General features: G+C 72.5%; 7 protein-coding genes and 1 pseudogene. 5 read left to right on the plus strand and 3 right to left on the minus strand.

The window, feature by feature from the left end:
• Positions 1-299, minus strand: a 299-nt coding sequence (locus H5J29_RS16730; protein ID WP_181781891.1) for an SUMF1/EgtB/PvdO family nonheme iron enzyme, incomplete at its 3' end; no start/stop codon positions are given.
• A 52-nt stretch (positions 300-351) separates the two neighbouring features.
• Positions 352-1,269, minus strand: coding sequence for an HAD family hydrolase (locus tag H5J29_RS16735; RefSeq protein ID WP_181781892.1), 918 nt, complete (start codon positions 1,267-1,269; stop codon positions 352-354).
• Positions 1,270-1,417: 148 nt separating this feature from the next.
• On the opposite strand from H5J29_RS16735, the gene H5J29_RS16740 reads away from it, so the two are divergent.
• The 4 genes from H5J29_RS16740 (at position 1,418) to H5J29_RS16755 (ending at position 5,231) form a co-directional block, all read left to right on the plus strand.
• Complete coding sequence (locus H5J29_RS16740) at positions 1,418-3,793, plus strand: arylsulfatase (protein WP_246393951.1); 2,376 nt, start codon at positions 1,418-1,420, stop codon at positions 3,791-3,793.
• Between the two features lie 148 nt (positions 3,794-3,941).
• Positions 3,942-4,235 carry a hypothetical protein gene (locus H5J29_RS16745; RefSeq protein ID WP_181781893.1) on the plus strand — a complete coding sequence of 98 codons (294 nt, stop codon included), beginning with the start codon at positions 3,942-3,944 and terminating at the stop codon, positions 4,233-4,235.
• 73 nt (positions 4,236-4,308) lie between these two features.
• On the plus strand, positions 4,309-4,584 hold the full coding sequence (locus tag H5J29_RS16750; RefSeq protein WP_181781894.1) for an amphi-Trp domain-containing protein: 276 nt from the start codon (positions 4,309-4,311) through the stop codon (positions 4,582-4,584).
• 101 nt (positions 4,585-4,685) lie between these two features.
• Entirely contained in the window at positions 4,686-5,231 is a 546-nt protein-coding gene (locus H5J29_RS16755) for a hypothetical protein (protein WP_181781895.1), read from the plus strand.
• Between the two features lie 237 nt (positions 5,232-5,468).
• On the opposite strand, the gene H5J29_RS16760 is transcribed toward H5J29_RS16755, so the two are convergent.
• A complete protein-coding gene (locus H5J29_RS16760; protein WP_181781896.1) occupies positions 5,469-6,020 on the minus strand; it encodes a potassium channel family protein in 552 nt (183 codons plus the stop codon).
• Between the two features lie 123 nt (positions 6,021-6,143).
• Here H5J29_RS16760 and H5J29_RS16765 point away from each other — a divergent pair.
• Positions 6,144-6,589: pseudogene (locus H5J29_RS16765) on the plus strand (hypothetical protein); the annotation flags it as partial.

Genomic DNA, 6,589 nt, shown 5'->3' on the forward strand with positions numbered 1-6,589 from the left:
AGCCCCCCGAACACGAACGACCAGCCCTCCCGCTCGGCGGTCGTGAGGTAGCCCGTCACCGCGACGAACTCGGCGAAGTCCGCGTTGCTCACGGCGTGCGCGGCGATCCGGAACGGCGCCACCTCCACCACGCGCGGCGGGCCGTCGCCGTCCGTGGGGTAGCGCTGCTCGTGTGAGCCCATCAGGAACTCGCCGCCGTGCAGCGGGACGAGATCCGTCCTGGAGGGACCGACGGCCGGGAGGGGCACCTCGGCGGGCGGTTCCCGCACGGGACCGGACGCGGCACAGCACTCGGACATCCCCCGATCCTGCGGGCCGCGCGCCCGCCCGGACTCACCCCGCGCGGATGAGTCAGAACACGGTGGTCCAGTCGTCGGCCATGCTCACGACGGTCCATGCCTCCTTCTCGGCCCGGGCGAGGGCCTGCTCGGCACCCTCGGTGTAGGCGAACTCGCGGTCGGCGTCGTCGTGGAGCACGAGCAGCCGCAGTGCCGGTGTGGCCGGGTGCTCGGTGAACTCCAGCATCGCGACGTCCCCGTCGGAGTTGCCTGCCGCGAGGATCGGGCGCCTGCCCGTCCGGTTCCAGATCCGCACGGGCTTCTCCGGGCCGTCGTCGACGTAGTCGGCGGCGGGCTGGTGGGTGATCGTGCCGCGGTGGCCGTCGCTGGTGTAGGCGAAGGTGCTGCTGCTGCCGATCACCTGCTCGCGGGGGATGCCGTACATGTCCTGGCTGATCGGGCGCATGAAGTCGCGCCCGCCGCCCGAGGCGATGTAGGTCGTGAACCCGTTGGCCCGCAGGTAGCCCAGGAGCTCGACCATCGGGGCGTAGCCGCACTCGACGTAGGGCCGGTCGAACCGGGGGTGCCGGGAGCCGCGGAGGAAGCCGTCCGCGCGGTCCTCGAACTCCTCCACGCCGCTCCCGTCGTAGGCGGCGAGGATCCCCGCGAGCAGCTCGTGGACGTGCGTGTCGTCGCCCGCGTAGTGCTGGGCCGTCAGGGACGCGAACCAGCCCGTGTCGTGGGACGAGACGGCCTTCCAGGGCTGGCGCTCGCACAGCTCCGGGGTCGCCTGCGCCATCGCGGCCAGCCGCCGGAGGATGAAGTCGAGCTGGATCGGCATGGGCTTCTCGCACCACAGCGTCCCGTCGTTGTCGAACGTGGCGACGCGTTCCGCGACCGGCACCGACTCCACGACGCGGCGGACGAACGCGGTGATCGCGTGCCTGGCCGGGCCGTCGCGCCAGCTCGCCAGCCGCTGTTCCTCCGCCATGGTCCGCCCCTCCCGTGGGTCCGAACCGCACGCAACCGGGTCGCGGCCGGCCTGTCCTCACCCGCCACGCATGAGCCGGGCGAGCCCCGGTCGCGCTCACCCGCGACGGGTGGTCCGCCGGTGCCGCGGCGTCTGCATGCTGCGGCGCATGGCATCCCGACCCTTCCGCGGTGTGATCAACGTCGACATCCGCGACTCCACGCCGGACTGGGGGCCCTTCGAGCCCCCCGAGGCGCCCGCGGGCGCGCCGAACGTCGTCTACATCGTGCTCGACGACGTCGGCTACTCGGCGATGTCCTGCTACGGCGGCCCCATCCCGACGCCGAACATCGACCGCATCGCCGCGGACGGCGTGCGCTTCACCCAGTGGCACACGACCGCGCTGTGCTCACCGACCCGCTCCTGCCTGTTGACCGGGCGCAACCACACGCGCAACTCGATGGCCTGCATCACCGAGGCGGCGTCCGGGTTCCCGAACGCGAGCGGCACGATCCCGCCGGAGAACGGCATGCTCCCGGAGATCCTGGGCGAGTGCGGCTGGAACACCTACATGGTCGGCAAGTGGCACCTCTGCCCGACCGTCGAGATGAACCTGGCCGCCACCCGGCGGAACTGGCCGTCCGGCCGCGGGTTCGAACGCTGGTACGGGTTCCTCGGGGCCGAGACGAACCAGTGGTTCCCGGACCTGGTCTACGACAACCACCCGGTGGACCAGCCCCGCTCGCCCGAGGACGGCTACCACCTCACCGTCGACCTCACCGACAAGGCGCTCGAGTTCATCCGGGACGCCAAGGTCATCGCGCCGGACAAGCCCTTCCTGCTCTACTACGCCCCCGGCGCCGCCCACGCGCCGCACCACGCGCCCAAGGAGTGGATCGAGCGGTTCGCCGGTCGGTTCGACATGGGCTACGAGGCCATGCGCGAGCAGACCCTGGCCCGGCAGAAGGCGATGGGGATCGTCGGAGAGGACACCGAGCTGCCCCCGATGAACCCCATCGGCACGCCGGAGACCCGCGCCGCCGCCGCCAACGGCCAGCCGTTCCCACCGCTGGACGTCACCCGGCCCTGGGACTCGCTCGACGCCGACGAGAAGCGGCTGTTCGCGCGGATGGCCGAGGTGTACGCCGGTTTCCTCGCCCACGCGGACGACCAGATCGGGCGGCTGCTCGACTACCTGGAGGCCTCCGGGCAACGGGACAACACGATGATCGTCGTGGTGTCGGACAACGGGGCCAGCGGCGAGGGCGGTCCCAACGGCTCGGTCAACGAGAACAAGTTCTTCAACGGCATCCCGGACGACATGGCGTCCAACCTGGCCATGCTCGACGAGCTCGGCGGCACCACGACCTACAACCACTACCCCAACGGCTGGGCGATGGCCTTCAACACGCCGTTCAAGATGTGGAAGCGCTACGAGTTCAACGGCGGCACCGCCGACCCGTGCATCATCTCGTGGCCTGCGGGCGCGGGCGCCGACCGGACGGCGGTCGGCGGGCTGCGCCACCAGTACCACCACGCCGTCGACATCATGCCGACGATCCTCGACACCCTCGGGGTCTCCCCGCCCGCGACGATCAAGGGTCACGAGCAGAGCCGGATCGACGGCGTCAGCATGCACTACAGCGTCGGCGACCCGTCCGCGCCGTCGGCGCGACGGACGCAGTTCTACTCGATGCTCGGCTCGCGCAGCATCTGGCACGACGGGTGGAAGGCCGTGACCACCCACCCCACCAACAACGGCTGGAGCGACTTCAACGGCGACACCTGGGAGCTCTACCACACCGACGTCGACCGGTCGGAGGTCCACGACCTGGCGGGCGAGCATCCCGACCGGCTCCGCGAGCTGGTCAACCTCTGGTACGCCGAGGCGGGCGACAACGGCGCCTTCCCGCTCGACGACCGGTCCCCGCTGGAGATCCTCCTGACCCCCCGGCCGCTGCTCGCCGCGCCACGCGAGCGCTACCTCTACTTCCCCGACACCGCGGAGGTGCCGGAGCAGCAGGCGGTGAACACCCACAACCGCTCCTTCACCATCGGCGCCCAGGTCGACATCCCGGCGTCCGGTGCCGAAGGCGTGCTCTTCGCCCACGGGGCGCGCTTCGGCGGGCACGCCCTCTACGTGAAGGACGGCAGGCTGCACTACGTCAACAACTTCGTCGGGATCTCCGAGCAGAAGGTGGACGGCACGGTCGACATCCCCGCGGGTGAGAACCAGCTGCTGGCGGCCTCGTTCGACAAGGACGGGGAGGAGCCGAAGGGCGTCGCCACCGGGACGCTGTCGCTCTACCACGCGGACAGGAAGGTCGGGGAGGGTCGGGTCAAGATCCAGCCCGGCTCGTACAGCCTGGCGGGCGAGGGGCTGTGCGTCGGGCGGGACAGCGGCGAGCCGGTGACGGCGGACTACCCGGGCGAGCACCCCTACCGGTTCACCGGAGGGACGGTCCGACACGTCGCGGTCGACGTCAGCGGCGACCCGTACGTCGACCTGGAGCGCGAGGCCCAGGCCATGATGGCGAGGGAGTAGCGGATGAGCGGGCCGAGCTGGGGGAGCGGGACGAGTGCTCGCTCCCGTGGTTCCCGTCATACCGATCGGGTGATGCCCTCGTCCCGTGTCCCCCCGCATCCTCGGACCCGACGGCGCGGTGCCGTCCTCTGACGACGGGAAGTGCCCCATGGACCGTGGACGGACGGACTGGTCGCGACAGGACCTCGACACGCGGACGCTGGTGATCGCGGCGGTGCTGCTCGGCCTCGCGGGTCTCCTCGGCCTGGCCGGGCTCTCGGCAGGCGCCGCGGCGATCCTCGGGGCCGGGCGGCGCTGGTACGGCCGGGTGGACCTGCCACCCACCGAGCTCGCGCGGCTCAAGTGGGAGCAGGCGAAGGCCGCGGCGGGCGCCGGTGCGGGCGCGTGGCACGAGACGGAGCAGAAGTCCTACACCCCGCGGCGGGAGCGGACGGACCACTGAGTGCGGATCAGGTCCGCGGCGACCAGGGATCTCGGCGGCCGTCGAGATCGGGGCCCAGGAACGGAGACGACCGATGTCCGATGTCGAGATCACACGCAAGGAGCCGCTCACTCGCCAGGAGGCGGCCGAGCGGCTGTCCGCGCTCGCCGCCGCACTCGCGGAGGGCGGGCACGTCGAGATCGAGCTGGGTGCGAGCACCGTGAAGATGCACGTGCCCGACCACGTCCGGTGCGAGATCGAGGTGGAGATCGACGGCACCGAGATCGAGCTGGAGGTGGAGCTCACCTGGTCGACCGAGGCCGCGCGCCCGGCGAGACGCCGGACCGCGAAGACCGCAGCCGCACACTGAGCCACCCGACCACCCCCGGCGGATGAGGTGGGGCCTGCCGGGGGTGACGACCCTGACCGCGCCCGGTCCGAGGGGGCCGGGACGTCACGAGAGGGAGAGCCATGGCCATCGGACCGGTTCAGCTGATCGTCCTCGGATTCCCCGCCCCCGACTTCCACGGCCGGATCGCCGCGGAGCTGGAGCGCCTGCGGGAGAGCGACACGATCCGCGTGATCGACGCCCTCGCGGTGCAGAAGGGCGCCGACGGCGAGATCGAGGTGGCGCACCTGACCAACCTGACCGACGAGGAGGCGGTGGAGCTCGGCAGCATGGTCGGCGCGCTCGTCGGCCTCGGGATCGACGGGGAGGAGGGGCTCGTCGCGGGGGCCGCCCTGGGGGCCGAGGCCGCCGCGGAGGGGCTGGAGGTGTTCTCCGAGGAGGACGCCTGGGACGTGATCGGCGAGATCCCGGACGGGACCGCGGCGGCGCTCGTCCTGCTCGAGCACCAGTGGGCGGTGCCGCTGCGCGACGCCGTCGTCGAGGCGGGCGGGGTCCGGCTCTCCGACGGGTTCGTCAGCCCCCTCGACCTGGTCGAGATCGGGCTGGTGAGCGCGGACGAGGCCCGTGCGCAGCACGCCGCGGAGACCGCCGCCGTCGGCGCCTCGTAACCCGGCCTGAGGACAGCCACCCGCACCGGGAGGAGGTGGACCATGTTCGGATCACGCAGGGTCGCGCGACGCACCGCCCGACGCACCGCACGCCGCGTCGGCCGCAGGCACTGAACGCAGGACACGGCCGGAGGGCCCCCGCCCGTCGGCGGGGGCCCTCCGGCGTTCACCCACTGCCGCGCCGCCTCCTCCGACGGCGCTGGTCCTCCGACGGCGCCTCAGTCCTCCGACGGCGCCTCAGTCCTCCGACGGTTCCGACTCCCGGCGGCGCTCCGCCACCTCCACCGCGCCGAAGAGGATCTTCGCGATGACGCCGACCACGGTCACCCCGACGAGCATCTGGAGGGTCGTCAGCACCCGCGCCAGGTCGGTGAGCGGGGCGATGTCGCCGAAGCCGACCGTCGTGAACACCGTGACCGTGAAGTACAGCGACCCGATCCGATCGAGGGGCTGGGTGAAGCTGTCCGGCACGTTCGTCGCGATCACCACGTAGCTCGCCGCGAAGAGCACCAGCAGCAGCGGCAGGCCGATCGCGACGGTCTGGATCGCCTGCAGCCGCGGTGTCCGGGACCGCATGACGACCTGCACCTGCCAGATGACGATCCCCCCGAACGCGAGCAGCCCGGCGGCGAAGGTGACCCAGGTGCCCGCATCGAGCGGACGGTCCAGCGGCGCGGTCGAGTAGGCGACCAGCAGGACCGCGACGGCGACGGCCGAGCGCAGCAGCGAGGACACCAGGAGCCGTCGCCGTGCCGACCGGGTGAGCTCGGGTCCCCGCGTGCTCGTCATCCGAGCAGGGGACCGCGCCGCGTCCCGACGGGCCTCACCCGTCGCGGGTGAGCCGATGGTCCGGACCGCCGGGCACGCTGCCGGGCAGGACCGAGCCGGTCCACCGGTGAGGAGGGGGCGGCGATGGATCCACCGCGGACGACGTCGGGGGAGGACACCGGGTCCACGACGACCGCCCCCGCCCTGGATCCCGTCGCCGTGCTGCGCTCCCGCGGGTATGTCGGGCTGCTGCTGCTGGCGGCGCTGACCGGGGTGCCGGTGTCGATCGCCGCGTACTACTTCCTGCAGCTCACCGGGCTGTTGCAGCGCTGGGTGTACACGGACCTGCCCGGCGCGCTCGGGCTCGGGGACGCCCCGCTGTGGTGGCCGATCCCGGTGCTCGCGGTCGCGGGCGTGGCGGTGGCGGCGGCGATCCGGTACCTGCCGGGTGCGGGCGGGCACTCGCCGCTCGACGGGTTCGCGGCGGAGGGGCCACCCGATCCGGCCCATCTCCCCGGGATCGTCCTGGCGGCCGTGGCCGGGCTGGGGCTCGGCGTGGTGCTGGGGCCCGAGGCGCCGCTGATCGCGGT

The organism is Pseudonocardia pini, from assembly GCF_013870575.1.
Classification (GTDB): Bacteria; Actinomycetota; Actinomycetes; order Mycobacteriales; family Pseudonocardiaceae; genus Pseudonocardia; species Pseudonocardia pini.